9 protein-coding genes are annotated in these 15,209 nt (G+C 67.2%); 6 read left to right on the plus strand and 3 right to left on the minus strand.

All coding sequences use genetic code 11. The features are described from left to right. Window positions 1-257 precede the first annotated feature (257 nt). Window positions 258-3,338 carry a TonB-dependent receptor gene (locus ACIGII_RS03730; RefSeq protein ID WP_399634236.1) on the minus strand — a complete coding sequence of 1,027 codons (3,081 nt, stop codon included), beginning with the start codon at window positions 3,336-3,338 and terminating at the stop codon, window positions 258-260. 443 nt (window positions 3,339-3,781) lie between these two features. On the opposite strand from ACIGII_RS03730, the gene ACIGII_RS03735 reads away from it, so the two are divergent. The 6 genes from ACIGII_RS03735 to ACIGII_RS03760 all read left to right on the plus strand — a co-directional run bounded on the left by ACIGII_RS03735 (window position 3,782) and on the right by ACIGII_RS03760 (window position 13,638). After that, on the plus strand, window positions 3,782-6,217 hold the full coding sequence (locus tag ACIGII_RS03735) for a GH92 family glycosyl hydrolase (protein ID WP_399634235.1): 2,436 nt from the start codon (window positions 3,782-3,784) through the stop codon (window positions 6,215-6,217). A gap of 72 nt (window positions 6,218-6,289) precedes the next feature. Beyond that, window positions 6,290-7,357, plus strand: coding sequence for a LacI family DNA-binding transcriptional regulator (locus tag ACIGII_RS03740; RefSeq protein WP_399634233.1), 1,068 nt, complete (start codon window positions 6,290-6,292; stop codon window positions 7,355-7,357). 43 nt (window positions 7,358-7,400) lie between these two features. Beyond that, window positions 7,401-8,711: an L-fucose:H+ symporter permease gene (gene fucP / locus ACIGII_RS03745; RefSeq protein WP_399634231.1), complete on the plus strand. Its 1,311-nt coding sequence runs from the start codon at window positions 7,401-7,403 to the stop codon at window positions 8,709-8,711. Between the two features lie 7 nt (window positions 8,712-8,718). Continuing rightward, on the plus strand, window positions 8,719-9,717 hold the full coding sequence (locus tag ACIGII_RS03750) for a carbohydrate kinase (protein ID WP_399634230.1): 999 nt from the start codon (window positions 8,719-8,721) through the stop codon (window positions 9,715-9,717). Then, a complete protein-coding gene (locus tag ACIGII_RS03755) occupies window positions 9,714-10,907 on the plus strand; it encodes an AGE family epimerase/isomerase (protein WP_399634228.1) in 1,194 nt (397 codons plus the stop codon). The genes ACIGII_RS03750 and ACIGII_RS03755 overlap by 4 nt, the downstream gene beginning before the upstream one ends. Window positions 10,908-11,010: 103 nt before the next feature. Beyond that, a complete protein-coding gene (locus ACIGII_RS03760) occupies window positions 11,011-13,638 on the plus strand; it encodes a glycosyl hydrolase 2 galactose-binding domain-containing protein (protein ID WP_399634226.1) in 2,628 nt (875 codons plus the stop codon). A gap of 93 nt (window positions 13,639-13,731) precedes the next feature. Here ACIGII_RS03760 and mtnC read toward each other — a convergent pair whose 3' ends face one another. Together mtnC and ACIGII_RS03770 are read right to left on the minus strand one after the other, a co-directional pair. After that, window positions 13,732-14,430 carry an acireductone synthase gene (gene mtnC, locus ACIGII_RS03765; protein ID WP_399634224.1) on the minus strand — a complete coding sequence of 233 codons (699 nt, stop codon included), beginning with the start codon at window positions 14,428-14,430 and terminating at the stop codon, window positions 13,732-13,734. A 3-nt stretch (window positions 14,431-14,433) separates the two neighbouring features. Continuing rightward, a complete protein-coding gene (locus ACIGII_RS03770) occupies window positions 14,434-14,991 on the minus strand; it encodes a 1,2-dihydroxy-3-keto-5-methylthiopentene dioxygenase (RefSeq protein WP_399634222.1) in 558 nt (185 codons plus the stop codon). Between the last annotated feature and the right edge of the window lie 218 nt (window positions 14,992-15,209).

The raw sequence follows: 15,209 nt of genomic DNA on the forward strand, positions 1-15,209 counted from the left end.
GGTAGGTCCCTGGCAAAGTAAAGGAGGAGGTGGCGGCCGCAGGCCGCCGCCGGGGGACATTTGCATAGGGGCCTGCCGGCCGCGACGGGGCCCTCAACGCTCGCGATGAACTCATCGAAGACCGTTCGCCACGCTCCAAAGGCCCCCGGAAGAAAAACGCGCGGCTGAAAAACGCGAAAAAAAACGGCAACCGCCTGTGGAAGCGCGGTTGCCGTGGAGGAGCGTTGCCCCCGCCCGAAGGCGGGGTAGGGTGAGGCTTAGAACTTGTAGGTGGCACCGAAGTACAGCTGGCGACCCGAGTACAGGCTGGAGACCAGGCGGGCGTCGGTGTCGTTGCCGAGGTGGATGCGCTGTTCTTCCTTCGTGGCGTTCAGCACCGAGGCGGTGAAGGTCAGCGCGTCGGTGAAGTTGTAGGCCACGTTGAGGTCGAGCTGCGCGTACGGCTCGGAGTACTCGGTCATGCCGCCGGTGAGGCCGCCGACCACTTCACCACGGCGGTTGTACGACGCGCGCGCCAGGAACGCGTCGCTCTCGTAGAACACGGTGATGTTGGCCTGGTTCTTGGCGCTGCCGACCAGCGGCGACGAACCGATGCTCTCGCCATCGAGCACGATCGAGGCCAGGTTGGTGTCGTTGTAGGTGTAGTTGGCCTGCACACCGAAGCCCATGTCGAAGGTGTACTGGCCGTACAGCTCCACGCCCTGCGACACGCCATCGCGGCCGTTGGCCTGGGTCTCGTAATCCTGCACCGTGACCGACTCGCCGCCGACCACCATCTGCACGTCACGCACCACCGGCACGGTGAAATTGTCCACGTTCTTGCGGAACAGGCCGATACCCGCCACCGCGCCCGGCTTGAAGTACCACTCCAGGCCCACGTCGAACTGCGTAGCCTCGAACGGCTCCAGGTTCTTGTTGCTGCCATGGCCCTGCCAGCCTTCCTGCGGCGCGCCACCGGCCACGCGGCGGTCATTCACGTACTCGGCGCTGTAGTAGCTCAGCGCGCCGGGAGCGGCGATGCTGGTGTAGCTCGGACGCGCGATCACCTTGGACGCCGCGCCACGCAGCACCAGGTTTTCGGTGATGTCCCAGGCAATGTTGAAGCTCGGCAGGAAGTCCGTGTAGGTCCGGTCGGTGCCGATCAGCTCGAACGATTTTTCGCGGGCCAGGTTGTCCGGCAGGCGCACGAAGCCGCTTTCGCAGCCGTAGCCCGGGAAGGCCGCACTTGCCGGGTCATCGCACGACATCGGCGCGCCGGACGCGTTGTCCAGGAAGTAATCGTTGAAGCGTTCGATCGCGTCGCTCGACTGCGCGAACTGCTCGGTACGCACCACTCGCAGGCCAACGTTGCCGCGCAGGCGATCGGTACGGAAGTTGGCCTGGAAGTAGCCGGCGTAGACCTTCTCGTTGACGTTGTAGACGAAATCCTCTTCGGTGCGGTTGTGCGAACCACCGTAGCGATCATTGAGGTAGTTGATGTACGCCGGGTAGTCGATGCCCGGGAACACGTTGGCGTCGAAACCGCCGCGGATGCCGCTGATCGGATTGGACAGGAAGAAGCCCGGCTGCGCGATGCCCGCCGTGTTGTCGCAGCCCGCCTGGTAGCGGTTGTTGTCATAGTCGGCCGGATCGGTGCCCGGGCAGACCCAGTACGTGTTGCCGGTATTGCGGTGGACCTTGCCATCGCTGTACTTGGCGCCGAACTGGAACGAATCCAGCCAGCCGGTCTCGAACAGCTTGGTGAAGTCGGCCTGGAAGTGGTTCTGCTTGATTTCGGTCTGCATCCAGGACGAATCGGTCGAGCCCGTGTCCACTTCGGCAATGCCGTTCATCAGCTGCTGCTGCAGGTCGGGCGAGAACGTGGCCGACGGCGTGCCGGTCAGGTCCCATGCCGAGTATTGGTTGCCGGTCTGCCACACGCCATCGACACGGCGGCGCGGCTTGGCCGACATGCGGAATTTCATCGAAGGACCACCTTCAGACCACGTGCGACCGCCGCTGAAGGACGCCTTCCAGAGCGGGCTGATGTCCCAGTCGATGCTCAGGTCGGCGGTCTGCGACAGCGCCTTTTCGCGGCTGTAATCGCCGGTCAGCTGCGGGGTGGGGATGGTGCAGTCGTCCGGACCCCAACCACCCGGCGGCAGGCCGGCGGCGGCGGCTTCGTCTTCGCTGCAGTAATACGTCTTGCCCGGGAGCTTCTCGAACTGCGCACCGGTCACGATGGTACCGCTCGGGTCCATGGTCAGACCGTTGAGCAGGCGACCGCCGGCCCAGTTGCCGTCCTGGTTGTAGCGCGCCATGTTCCATTCCGGGATCTTCAGCATGTTCTGGGTGTAATCACCCTCCAGCTCGAAGCGGAAGTAGTTCGCCGTCAGGGTCACGTTGTCGGTCGGCTTGAACTGGAACGTGAACTGCCCGCCCTTGCGCTGGCGCTCTTCTTCCTTGACCGCGAAGTTCACCGACGTCGGCATGTAGAAATCGGTGTAGTTGCGGCCGTTCTGGTCGTTGAAACCGGAGTTGCCCCACCAGTAATTGACACCGCCCTGGTTCATTTCATTGCCGAACACATCGCGTGCGGTGGTGTCGGTGCCATACCACTGGTAGTTTTCCGTGGTCGCTTCCATGGTGCGGCTGGTGCGCTTCTGCTGGGTCACGCCGACCAGCACGCCGAAGCGCTCGTCGTCGCTGTGCCAGGAGTAGAGCGCCGACGCCTGCGGGTCCACGTCCTGGCTGGTGTCCGACGACGTGCCTTCCAGGGTTACGTAGCCGGAATTGGCTTCCATCTCCAGCGGACGACGGGTGTGCAGGATCACCGTGCCGCCGATGCCGCCCTCGTCGATGCGCGCTTCCGGCGACTTGAACAGCTCGGCGCTGGACAGCATGTTCGACGGCAGCAGCGTGTAGTTGAAGGAACGGCTGGCCTCGTCATTGGTTTCCGAGGTGGCGATGTAATTGCCGTTCAACTGGGTCAGGGTCAGGTCCGGGTCGAGCCCGCGCACGCTGACGCTCTTGCCTTCGCCGCCGTCACGGGTGATCACCACGCCCGGCACGCGCTGCAGCGAATCGGCCACGTTCTTGTCCGGGAACTTGCCCACGTCTTCGGCGGTGATCACCTCGACCACCGCGTTGGCGTCGCGCTTCTGCTGCAGGCTCTTTTCAATGGCATAGCGGTAGCCGGTGACCTGCACGCTGTCGAGCGTGGTGGCCGATGGGGCGCTGCTCGGCGCATCGGCCTGCTGGGCGAACACGGTCGCCGGCACGAAGGCGGCGGCCGCCAGAGCGAACGTGATGGCGGCGGACAACGCGTCGCGGCCGTGCATGCGGGACATCTGCTTCATTCCACTCTCTCCGTTGGATTGAACCGGTGCTGTTGATTGAATCGATCTAAAATTGGCGGCGAACCTGGGGGTCCCCCAGCTCGCCAGGCCTCGATATGACGGTTCGGAGTTGGATCGATCTAAACCGTTGGCAGCGAATTTTTAACACGGCGCGGCGAGGGAAGCATGCTGCTCCGCAATATGGACGGCGGGCCGTGGAATGTGGCAAGGGCGCTGACGCCACAGGGCACAAGGGCGGGCAGGGGCCGTGAACGGTTCAGTTGCGCGCGCCGCTGTGGTAGCTCGAAGGACAGCGCGGGATTGGGTGCTCATGTTGCGCCGCAGAATGCATCCCCGGTTTTCCCCGTGTTTTACTTAAATCGATCTAAATTCACGTCCTCGTGACTTTGGAACGTTCCATGAGTGCCCCCGCCGTACCGTCATCGACCCACAGGAAACAGTGCATGCGCCGATTGCCGTCCCCCTTCGCCCTGACCACCTGCCTGGCCGTGCTGGCCTTCTCGCCCCTGCTGCAGGCCGCGCCGTCCGCGCTGGAGCGCGAGGTCAACACCTTCATCGGCAGCAAGGATGACGGCAACACCTTCCCGGGTGCCTCGGCCCCCTTCGGTCTGATCCAGGTCAGCCCGATTGGCGAACACTACGCCGGCTGGCGCTACGACGACCCGAAGATCCGCGGTTTCGGCCATTCCTTCCTGTCCGGGGCCGGCTGCTGGGAGCAGGGCGGCCAGGTCTCGGTGCTGCCGGTGACCGGCACGGTCGGGCCGGGCGGCGACTTCGACACCGACAACGCCAAGAGCTTCGACCACAAGGCCTACGCCGCCAGCTACACCCATGAGGGCGAAGTCGGCCAGGCCGGCTACTACAAGGTGCGCCTGACCAGCTACGGCGGCATCGATGCCGAGGCCACCGCGCGCACCCGCGCCGCGGCCGAGCGCTATACCTTCCCGGCCGAGGCCGGCACCGGCCATGTGCTGGTCAACGTCGGCCAGGCCAATGAACGCCATTCGGTGATCGGCAGCGTGATCGACGTGGTCGGCGACCGCGTGGTCGAGGGCAAGCTGGTCACCAAGAGCTTCTGCGGCGGCCACCAGTACACCACCTGGTTCCGGATCGAGTTCGACCGCCCGTTCAAGGCGTTCGGCACCTGGGGCGAGGGCGGCGGCCTGCCCGGCGCACGCCATGGCATGGAAGGCGAGCTCAAGCCGAGCGGTGCCTGGCTGAGCTTCGACCTGGCCAAGGGCCGTGCCGTGACCGCGGTCAGCGCGATCTCCCACGTCGACGCCGAGGGCGCACGCGCCAACCTGCGCAGCGACGGCATGCAGGATGGCCGCCTGCTCGGCTTCGAGCGCATGCGCAGCCTGTCCCAGCAGCAGTGGCGCAAGGAACTGGCCACCGTGCGCGTGGACAGCAAGCAGGCCGACGACCGCACCGTGCTGTATACGGCGCTGTACCACGCACTGCTGCAGCCGCTCACCGGCAGCGACGCCGACGGTCGCTACCGCGGCTACGACGACCGGATCCACCGCGCCGACGGCTGGACCTACTACGAGTACTTCTCGCTGTGGGACACGTATCGCGCGCAGAACCAGTGGCTCGCCCTGACCCGCCCGCAGGTGACCCGCGATATCGGCCGCAGCCTGCTGGCCATCAACGAACAGGGCGGCTGGCTGCCGCGCTGGGGCTACGCCAACTTCGAAACCAACATCATGACCGGCGACCCGGTCACCCCCTTCATGGTCGACCTGTGGCGATTCGGCGCGCTGGCCGGTCGCGAAGGCGAGGCCTATACCGCCCTGCGCCGCAACGCGTTCGAACTGCCGCCGATGAACTCGCGCCACGCCGGCCGCTCGGGCAACCCGGGCTATGTGGAGAACGGTTATGTCGCCTATGACCGCGCCTTCCCGTCCAAGGGCATGGATGTCGATCCGCACCACGGCGGCTCGGCGACGCTGGAATACGCCCTGGCCGACTGCGCGCTGGCGCAGATGGCCGACGGCCTGGGCCATGCCGATGACGCCGGCGTGCTGCGCCAGCGTGGCCGCAACTGGCAGAAGGTGTGGGACCCGAGCGTGCGGGATGAAGAGACCGGCATGAGCGGCTTCCCGCGGCCGCGCATGGACGATGGCAAGTGGTACCTGCCGGCCGACGGCCATTACAGCCCGCGTTCGCACCATGGGTTCCATGAAGGCACCGCGTGGCAGTACCAGTGGCTGGCCCAGCAGGACATTCCCGGCCTGGTCCAGGCCATGCATGGCCGCGAACAGGCCGGCAAGCGCCTGGATGCCTTCTTCGCCTACGACGCCCTGCTGCAGTCGCCGCTGCAGGCCGCGCGCAAGGAATGGGTGGTCGGTCCGTACAGCTACTACAACCAGTACCGCTACAACCCCAACAATGAGCCGGACCTGCATGCGCCGTGGATGTACACGCTGATCGGCCAGCCGTGGAAGACCGCCACGGTGGTGCGCGCCGCGCAGCAGCTGTTCACCAATGCGCCCAATGGCGTCACCGGCAACGATGACCAGGGCACGATGTCGGCCTGGTACCTGTTCAGTGCGCTGGGCCTGTACCCGGCGGTGCCGGGCAGCGGCCAGTTCCTGCTGCATACCCCGCGCTTTGCCAAGGTCGAGGTCGACCTGGGCCAGGGTCGCACGCTGCGCCTGCAGGCGCCGGGCGCCGATGGCCGCAAGCTGCAGTACGTGCAGGGCGTGCAGGTGGACGGCCAGGCGCATGCCCCGGTCTGGCTGGACTGGAGCCGCCTGCAGCAGGGCGGCACCATCGCCTACACCCTGGGCGAGAAGGCACCGGAAACCGGTTGGGGTACCCAGGTCGACGCCCTGCCGGTGTCGTATTGCGCCACCCCGGGGGCTGCGCTGGAATGAGCCCGTTGGCCGCGATCCGTTGAGCGATGTGATCGTTTAGGCTTGCAGGACCATGAGGATGCCGACGCCACGATGAAAAAGGACACTTCCGCTGCCAAGGGACCCCGCGCCAGCACGCCCCGTGCCGGCGCCGCGCGCGCGGTCACCGTGACCGACATCGCCGATGCGATCGGCGTGTCGCGGGCCACGGTATCGCTGGTGCTGCGGGGCAGCCCGCTGGTCAATGTCGATACCCGCGCGCGGGTCGAGGCCGAACTGCGCCGGCAGCGGTATGTGTACAACCGCGGCGCAGCCAACCTGCGCCGACGGACCTCGACCAGCGTGGCGCTGGTCATCAACGACCTGTCCAACCCGTTCTTCGCCGAATTCGCTTCGGGTGTCGACGAGGCGCTGGGCGCGAAGGGCTTCGTGACCCTGCTGGGCAGCACGGGCGAGTCGCCTGCGCGGCAGCAGGCGGTGCTGACCACGTTGATGGAGCACACCCCGGCGGGCCTGATCCTGTCGCCGGCCGAGGGCAGCGACGCCGCCGAGGTCCGCCAGGCCGTGGGCTACGCCAACGTGCTGCTCTTCAACCGCGAGCTCAAGGGCGGAGACTGGGATTTCCTCACCCTGGACAACCAGCAGGGCGCCTACCTGGCCACCCGGCACCTGGTCGAACAGGGCCATCGCCGCATCGCCTTCTTCGGCGGCCATGCCGCGTCCAGCTCCTGCCACCAGCGCCGCACCGGCTATGCGCAGGCACTGGAAGAGGCCGGGTTGTCCGTGAAGCCGGACTGGCTCATTGAATCTGCGCCCAACCGGCTTGAAGCGGCTGCGCGGTCGGGCGAGCTGTTCGCCGGCGACGTGCCCACCGCAGCGGTCTGCTACAACGACACCGTGGCGCTGGGCCTGATGCTGGGCCTGGCCTCGCGCGGCGTGCAGCCGGGCCGCGATTTCGCGGTGACCGGTTTCGATGACATCTCCGAAGCAGCGGTGGCCCTGCCACCGCTGACCACGCTTACCGTCAACCCGCGCGAGCGCGGCCGCCAGGCGGCCGAGCTGCTGCTGCAGCGACTTGACGATCCCACTGCGGCACCGCGCCACACCGTGGCACCGGTGCAGCTCCGTATCCGTGACAGCAGCGGCCCCGCCGTCGGCTGATTCCGTTCCCTTTCACCTGTCCGCGCAATGAGGCGCGTTACGCATGCCCATTTCTCCAACGCCTCGCCTCCCCACATCGTCCTCGTCCGCGCCCGTGGTCAACACGCGCATGGCGCTGGCGGTGGCCACCACGATCTTCTTCATGTGGGGGTTCCTGACCTGTCTCAACGACATCCTGATTCCGCACCTGAAGGCGGTGTTCGAACTGAACTACGCCAAGGCGATGCTGGTGCAGTTCACGTTCTTCGGCACCTATTTCCTGATGTCGCTGCCGGCCGGCCGGCTGGTGGCGCACCTGGGCTACAAGAAGGGCATCGTGGCCGGCCTGGCCATCGCCGCCGTCGGCGCACTGGGCTTCTGGCCGGCGGCCGAACTGCGCGTGTATGAAGCCTTCCTTGGCGCGCTGTTCGTGCTGGCGACCGGCATCACCGTGCTGCAGGTCGCCGCCAATCCGTACGTGGCGCTGCTCGGCCCGGAGCAGACGGCCTCGAGTCGTCTGACCCTGGCACAAGCCTTGAATTCGCTGGGCACGGCCATCGCGCCGATCTTCGGCGGCCTGCTGATCCTCGGCAACACGGTCAAGAGCGCTGACGAACTGGACGCGTTGCCTGCTGCCGAACAGATCGCCTACCGCGTCCAGGAAGCCCAGTCGGTGCAGGGTCCGTACGTGGGCCTGGCGATCGCGCTGGCGCTGCTGGCGGTGTTCGTTTACCTGTTCCGCCTGCCGGCATTGACCGAAGCTACCGAGCAGGGCGACACCGGCAGGCACACGCTGCTCGATGCGCTGCGCCACAAGCATGTGCTGTTCGGCGTACTGGCGATCTTCTTCTACGTCGGCGCCGAAGTGTCGATCGGCAGCTTCCTGGTCAACTACCTGTCGATGCCGGACATCGGCGGCTTCACCGAGCAGCAGGCCACGCATTACGTGTCGGCGTACTGGACGCTGGCGATGATCGGTCGTTTTGCCGGTTCGGCGATCATGACCCGGTTCTCGCCGCGCGTGCTGCTGACCGTGTTCGCGGTCGCCAACGTGGAGCTGCTGGGCCTGACCATGCTCGGTTCCGGCCAGGTGTCGTTGTATTCGGTGGTGGCGGTGGGCCTGTTCAACTCGATCATGTTCCCGACCATCTTCGCGCTCAGCATCGAGCGCCTGGGGCCGCTGACCAACAAGGCGTCGAGCCTGCTGATCATGGCCATCGTCGGCGGCGCCGTGGTGCCGTACCTGCAGGGCGTGCTGGCTGACCATATCGGGCTGCAGCCGTCCTTCATCCTGCCGCTGGTCTGCTACGCCTACATCATTTTCTACGGCCTGTCGGGTTCGCGCCCGCGTGCCGGTTTCAGCCAGGGGGGCTGAGCGCGTCATGACCAAGATTGTTTGTTTCGGCGAAATTTTGATCGATCTACTCGCGCAGCCGCCGGCCACGCCGGACACCCCGCGCGCGTTCCTGCAGTACGCCGGCGGCGCCCCGGCCAACGTGGCCGTGGCCGCCGCGCGGCTCGGTGCGGACACCCATTTCGCCGGCATGCTCGGCCAGGACATGTTCGGCGATTTCCTCGCCGACGCCCTTTCCAGTGCCGGGGTGGCCACCGACTGCATCGTACGCACCGACGCGGCCAAGACCGCGCTGGCCTTCGTGGCGCTGGACGCACACGGCGAGCGCAGCTTCAGTTTCTACCGGCCGCCGGCTGCGGACCTGCTGTTCCGCGCCGAGCATTTCAGCCCCGCCTGCTTCGACGGTACCCGCAGCTTCCACGTCTGTTCCAACAGCCTGACCGAAAGCGAAATCGCCCAGGCCACGCTGCAGGGCATGCAGCGTGCCCGCGCCGCCGGTGCGATGGTCAGCCTCGACCTCAACCTGCGCCCGGCGCTGTGGCCGGCCGATGTCGATCCGACCGACACGCTGTGGCAGGCGCTGGTGCTGGCCGACCTGGTCAAGCTCTCGCGCGAGGAGCTGGACTACCTCGCCGCGCCGCTCGGCGCCGATGGCCACGGCGTGGTCATCCAGCGCCTGCTGGCCGCACATGCCCAGGCCGTGGTGGTCACCGACGGCGCCGCGCCGATGCGCTGGCATACCCGCCATGGCAGCGGTGTGGTCACCGGTTTCCAGGTGCCTGCCGTGGACACCACGGCCGCCGGCGACGCGTTCGTCGGCGGGTTGCTGTTCGCGCTCGGTGAGCGGCGTGCAGACGGCGACGCCTTCGTCGCCTTCTGCCGCGACGCGGCCGGCCTGCAGGACGCCATTCGTTTCGGTGCCGCGGTCGGCGCGCTGGCCGTGACCCGCAAGGGTGCGTTCGCCGCGATGCCGAGCCTGGCCGACGTCCAGACACTGCTGCAGCAACAACAGGAAACCGCCGCATGACCACCGCCATTCCCGCCACGCCCGATTTCCGTTCGCCGGACTTCCTGCGCGCGCACATCGCGCAGAGCATGGCCTTCTACCAGCCGCACGAGATCGATCCCAACGGCGGCTTCTTCCACTATTACCTGGACGATGGCACGGTCTACGACGCCAGCCACCGCCACCTGGTCAGCAGCACCCGCTTCGTGTTCAACCACGCCATGGCCTACCGCGAGTTCGGCAAGCCGGAAGACCTGAAGGCCGTCGAGCACGGCATCCGCTTCCTGCGTGAGGTTCACCGCAACCCGGCCACCGGCGGCTATGCGTGGACCCTGCGCGATGGCGTGGTCGAAGATGCGACCAACCACTGCTACGGCGTGGCCTTCGTGCTGCTGGCCTACAGCTGCGCGCTGAAGGCCGGCATCGGCCAGGGGCGTGCGTGGATGGACGAGACCTGGGAACTGCTGGAACAGCGCTTCTGGGAGCCCGCCTTCGGCCTGTACAAGGACGAAGCGGATGCCGACTGGACCTTCAGCGACTACCGCGGCCAGAACGCCAACATGCACATGTGCGAGGCGATGCTGGCTGCGTTCGAGGCCAGTGGTGAAGCGCGCTACCGCGACCGTGCGCTGCTGCTGGCCGACCACATGACCCGCCGCCAGGCGGCGCAGGGCAACGGGCTGGTCTGGGAGCACTACGACCGCAACTGGCAGATCGACTGGAACTACAACCTCGACAATCCCAAGCACCTGTTCCGCCCGTGGGGCTTCCAGCCCGGCCACCAGACCGAGTGGGCCAAGCTGCTGCTGATCCTCGACCGCCACGTGGAGGCTGACTGGCTGGTGCCAACCTCTCGCCACCTGTTCGATGTTGCCGTCGAGCGCAGCTGGGACGCCGTACGCGGCGGCCTGTACTACGGGTTCGCACCGGACGGCAGCGTGTGCGACGACGACAAGTACTTCTGGGTGCAGGCCGAATCGCTGGCGACCGCCGCGCTGCTGGCCGCGCGTACCGGTGACGCGGTCTACTGGGACTGGTACGACAAGCTCTGGGCATACGCCTGGCAGCACATGATCGACCACCAGTACGGCGCCTGGTACCGCATCCTGGACGCGGACAACCGCAAGTACAGCAACGAGAAGAGCCCCGCGGGCAAGACCGATTACCACACCATGGGCGCGTGCTACGAAGTGCTCAACGTGGTGCGCTGATCGCAATGACGGGCGCCGGGCGTGGCCCGGCGCAACTGCATGACCGGGGGAGCGCCCGGTCCAACGGCACGGCCGGGCACCGCCCGGCGCTACGGGGTGGGGCATGAAGGTGTGGGCATGGGGCGTTGGACTGGTTCTTCTGCTTGCGCTGCACGCGCTTCCTGCTGCGGCAGCGCCGCTGCAGGCGCAGTGGTCGTTCCGGCTGCTGCCGGGCAACGCGCAGGGGAAGGCGCATCCGGAGGCGGCGCAGTGGCAGCCGGCGTCGGTTCCCGGCGCGGTGCACACCGACCTGCTGGCGGCTAGGCGCATTCCCGATCCGTACGTCGGTGCACCCGAGGCCGGCCTGCAGTGGATCGGCCTGGCCGACTGGGAGTACCAGGCCCGCTTCGACGTTGACGCCGCCACCCTGGCGCGCGCCCACGCTGAACTGGTGTTCGAGGGTCTGGATACGTTTGCCGAGGTCAGCCTCAACGACCAGCCCCTGCTGCGGGCCGACAACAGCCACCGCACCTGGCGCGCGCCGGTGCAGGGGCAGCTGCGAGCCAATGGCAACGTGCTGCGCGTCGTGTTCCGTTCGCCGATCAGCACCCTGCTGCCCAGCGTGCAGGCGATGCCGCACAAGATCGCCGGCAACTACCCGTCGCCGTATGGGGATGAACCGCGCGACGCCATGGTCGGCAATTTCGTGCGCAAGCCGGGTTACCACTTCGGGTGGGACTGGGGCCCGCGTTACGTGACGGCCGGCATCTGGCGTCCGGTGCGGCTGGAAAGCTGGAACGCGCAGCGCATTACCGATGTGGCGGTGCAGACGACGGCGGTGGATGCGCAGCGGGCCGCGCTGCTGGTGCAGGTCGAGGTGGAGGCAGCGGCCGCGCGCCAGGCGCGGGTGCAGGTGGAGATGCTCGACCCCGATGGACGGGTCGCCGCCACGGTGGAGCAGCCGGCCGCGCTGCGTGCCGGCGTGCAGGTGCTGTCGGTACCGGTGCAGCTGGCCCAGCCGCGGCGCTGGTGGCCGGTCGGCCACGGCGAGCAGGCGCGCTATACGGTACGTGCGCGTGTGGATGACGGTAGCCGCGATGCGGCCGAGCGCAGCATCCGCACCGGGCTGCGCACAGTGGAGCTGCGCCGCGAGGACGATGCCAAGGGCGGGCAGGGCTTCGCCTTCGTCATCAACGGGGTGCCGATCTTCGCCAAGGGCGCCAATGTCATTCCGTTCGACATGTTCCCGGCGCGGGTCGATCCGGCCCGGATCCGCCGCGAGCTGACCGCCGCGCGCGATGCGAACATGAACATGCTGCGCAACTGGGGCGGCGGCTATTACGAAGACGACGCGTTCTTCGACATCGCCGACGAGCTGGGCCTGCTGGTCTGGCAGGACTTCATGTTCGGTGGCGGCATGCAGCCCGGCTACGATCCGGCGTTCCGCGCCAACGTGGTGGCCGAAGCGCGCGACAACGTGCGCCGCCTGCGCGGCCACCCGAGCGTGGTGCTGTGGTGTGGCAACAACGAGGAAGAAACCGCCTGGAAGGACTGGGGTCACGGTCGCGACCTGAAAGCGGCCGATCCGGCATTCGCCGCGCGTGTGTGGCAGGGCTATGTGGACCTGTTCGGCAACGACCTGCGCAGGGTGGTGGCCGAGGACGGGCTGGGCGTGCCGTACTGGTCCAGTTCGCCCAGCAACGACCTGGACACCGTGGCCAACGACTCTACCCGTGGTGACAAACACTACTGGCAGGTGTGGGGCAACCCGGCGCTGCCGGTGCAGGCCTACCTGCGCGAAACACCGCGCTTCATGTCCGAATACGGGCTGCAGGCGTGGCCGGTGCTGCGCACGCTGGACGGCATCATTCCCGCGGGCGAACGGCAGGTCGACAGCGCTACCGTAAAGGCCCACCAGAAATTCATGGCAGGCGAGGGCAACCAGCGCCTGCTCCAGTACGTCGAGCGGGAATTCGGCACGCCGCGCGACTTCGCTGATTTCGTTTACCTGAGCCAGGTGATGCAGGCCGAAGGCATTGAACTGGCCGCGTTGCATCATCGCGCCTCTCGCCCGTACACGATGGGTTCGCTGTACTGGCAGCTCAATGACGTGTGGCCGGGGGCGTCCTGGTCCAGCATCGATTACGCCGGGCGCTGGAAGGCCCTGCATTTCCATGCGAAGCGGTTCTTCGCCGACCATGCCGTGGCGGCATTGCGCGATGAGGGCGTTACCCGCATCAGCCTGCTCAATGACCTGCAGAAGCCCCTGAAAGCGCAGTGGCGGTTGCGGGTGATGGATGTGGATGGCGACCAGGTTTCTAAACAGCAGCACGCGGTGACGGTGCCTGCGCTGTCGTCGCTGGAGGTCGGGCGTTTCGGTGATGCCGAGCTGCTCGGCACGGTCGACCCCGCGCGCACGGTCGCGGTGGTGGAACTGCTGGATGGCAGCCGGGTGTTGTCGCGCCAGGTGGTCTACTTCGCGGCGGCCAAGGACATGCAGCTCCCGAAGACGCAGATCGACAGCCGCTGGACGCAGGACGGCGCCGACACCGTGCTGGAGCTGCGCTCAGCGCAGCTGGCGCGCGGCGTCTGGGTCGAGTTCGACGGGCTGGACGCCAGCCTGGACGACAATGCCATCGACTTGGTGCCGGGTGAGGCGGTGCAGATCAAGATCAAGGCTGATGCCGACCTCGGCACGCTGCGAAAAGCGCTGCGGATCCGCTCCGTAGCCGGCGCGATGGCCACCCGATAACCACCAGCGGCGTACTGACTGGCTGGGCCGGACGGGACCCGACCCTGCCGACATTGTTGCTGCGGCGTTCCGATGGCGGTTGCGCGGCCTGGCTTACAGCGTGATCTGCTGGAAGTTTTCCACGCGATCGTGGCCGTGCGTGGCTTCGCCGGTACGCGGCAGCGGGTAATCGTCCAGGCGGTCCAGCAGACGCGTCTGCAGGCCCGCGTCGCGCGCGGCATCCAGCTCTTCGACTACGTCCGACAGGAACAGGATCTTCTCGGCGGGAACGCCGATGGCCTTGACGATGTTGCGGTAGCTGTCCGCCTCACGCTTGCCGCCGATCTCGGTGTCGAACCAGCCCGACACCAGGCTGGTCAGGTCGCCGGCCTCGCTGAAACCGAAGAACAGCTTCTGCGAGGGCACTGATCCGGAGGAGTACACATATAGCGGTTTGCCCTGCGCATGCCAGCCGCGCAGCGCAGCGGCCACTTCCGGGTAGAAGTGCGCCTTGTAGTCACCATTGCGGTAGCCGGCTTCCCAGATCATGCCCTGCAGCGCCTTCAGCGCGGTGTGCTTGCGGTCCTGGTCGATCCAGCCCTGCAGGGTTTCCACGATGAGGCTGTCCTGGCAGGCACCGCCGATCTCCACGGCCACCGCATCCAGCCAGCGACGCACCTCCGGCTGCTGGCCGTGCGTGGCGACGAACGCCGGCAGTGCCTGTCGCGCATACGGGAACAGCACGTTCTTGACGAACGAAATGCTGCTGGTGGTGCCTTCGATGTCGGTGAGGATGACGGTGGGGTGGGGCATGGATCAGGACGCCTTGGTCGGGATGTAACGCGGGAATTTCTGGGCGATGTCGGTACCGGTGAAATGGCCGACCCAGCCATCCGGCTCGGTGAAGAAGCGGATCGCCACGAAACTGGGTTCGTCGCCCATGTCGAACCAATGCGTGGTGCCATCGGGCACGGCGATCAGGTCGTCCTTCACGCACTCGATCTCGTAGACCTTGTCGTCCACGTGCAGGGTGAACAGGCCGGAGCCGGCGACGAAGAAGCGGACCTCGTCTTCCTTGTGGAAGTGCTCGTCGAGGAACTTCTTCCGCAGCTCGGCGCGGTTGGGGTTGTCCGGCGCGATCGAGGCGACGTCCACGCTCTTGAAGCCGTGTTGGGCGACCAACCGGTCGATGTCGGTCCGGTAGGCAGCGAACACCTCGTCCTGGCTGGCGCCCGGGGCAACCTCGTGGGCGGCCTGCCAGCGTTCGAAGGTCACCCCGATCTTCTCCAGCGCGGCGGCAATGGTCGCGCCGTCCTGGGTATCCAGCAGCGGGGTGTCGGGGGCATCGTGGTTATAAATGCGCAGTCGGCTCATGGCGGCAGCTTGAACGGCGAGGGGGAACATAGTGTGTAGTGCCGGGCTCTGCCGGGCAACCACGCAGGAAACAGCGTCCCGGTAGCGCCGGGGGGGGGGGGGGCCCCCCCCCCCCCCCGCCGCGCCCCCCCCCCCCCCCCCCCCGGGGCGCCCCCCCCCCCGGGCCCCCCCCCCCCCCCCCCCCCCCCCCGAGGGGGCCCCCCGGGGGGGGCCGGCCC

The organism is Stenotrophomonas sp. NPDC077420, assembly GCF_044543385.1.
GTDB lineage: Bacteria > Pseudomonadota > Gammaproteobacteria > Xanthomonadales > Xanthomonadaceae > Stenotrophomonas.